The sequence below is a fragment of the Vibrio sp. 1078-1 genome (assembly GCF_033340475.1).
On record NZ_JAWOWM010000454.1, the window covers coordinates 1 to 650 of the forward strand.

A 650-nucleotide genomic window follows, 5' to 3' on the forward strand; every position below is an offset into this window, starting at 1 on the left:
GTTGTGTATTTTCAGCTGTAGCAGGTGCTTCACTTGCTGGTTCATCGACGTAGGACGGCGCAACTTTCCCTATGCTTTCTGTACAGGTATTCGGATTCCAGTGGACCAACACTTGTTGCAGTACATGCTCTTCAATTGGTTTGGTGAGGTAATCATCCATACCTGCGGCGAGCAGACGATCGCGCTCCCCGGCCATGGCGTGCGCGGTAACGGCGATCACTGGTGTGTCTTTGTTTAACTCAAGCTCTTTGATGTTCTGACAAGCGGTCACGCCATCCATTAATGGCATTTGGATGTCCATAAAGATCAGGTCGTATTTCTTCTCGGTAGCGAGATTTACGGCTTGCTGACCATTGCTACAAGCCGTTACGGTTTCAACCCTTTCTTTCAGTAGTGCTGAAATCAGTTTTAGGTTTGCAGGGTTATCATCCACCGCGAGCACCGTCAGTGGCAGTCGTTCGCTTTCTTCTGTTTCAACAGGAGCGGCAATAGCTTGAGGTGCTTCAACATGTTCATTGATCAAACTTTGCAGCAGCTTACGGCGAGATAGCGGTTTGGTTAAGCACTGGATTTGATGCTCGGTCATGATTTGGTCGGCAAGCGCTAATTCGGTGCTCGGTGTACCCATGATGACACTTGGCGCCATGCGC

Annotated in this window: 1 protein-coding gene; it reads right to left on the reverse strand. The window is 49.7% G+C overall.

Going from position 1 to position 650, the window contains the following annotated elements:
• Positions 1-650, reverse strand: a 650-nt coding sequence (locus R7190_RS28155; RefSeq protein WP_318137962.1) for a response regulator, incomplete at both ends; no start/stop codon positions are given.